The 371-nt window shown below is 39.6% G+C and carries 1 protein-coding gene; it reads left to right on the top strand.

Annotated features, from left to right (window positions below):
* Positions 1 to 51: 51 nt before the first annotated feature.
* The gene (locus G9F74_RS29555; protein ID WP_098630943.1) at positions 52 to 234 is read left to right on the top strand and encodes a hypothetical protein; all 183 of its coding nucleotides are present in this window, start codon (positions 52 to 54) and stop codon (positions 232 to 234) included.
* The last annotated feature ends 137 nt before the right edge of the window (positions 235 to 371 follow it).

The following is a 371-nucleotide window of genomic DNA, read 5'->3' as shown; positions in this document are numbered from 1 at the left end:
AAGAGCCGTATGTGGTGAAAGCCACACGTACGGTTCTGTGGGGGCGAAGCGGTGGTAACACAGCTTAGCTACCCGACTACATTAGGAGTCATTAAAGAGATTGGGGAAGGTGAACTTGTTTTACTTGTAAAAGAAGAAGAACTAACAATCAAAGATACAGCTGAGAGATGGAATGAAGAAGACATGGAGGAATTACAAAGAGCGAGTGAAAGAGTAGGAGAAGATCATGGGTAAGAATTATAAGAAAAAGCATCAAACAAAATCACCGGAAGAAAAGAAAGAAGCGGTGCAAGGTTTAACAAAAAAGATGGAAAAAAGCGTAGAAGGTTATTTTCGTACACCGGGAGATTTAAAAGAGTATTTAACGTTTA

The sequence above is a fragment of the Bacillus sp. EKM202B genome (genome assembly GCF_011066025.1).
GTDB lineage: Bacteria > Bacillota > Bacilli > Bacillales > Bacillaceae_G > Bacillus_A > Bacillus_A toyonensis.
This window is presented reverse-complemented; position numbering and strand designations above follow the sequence as displayed.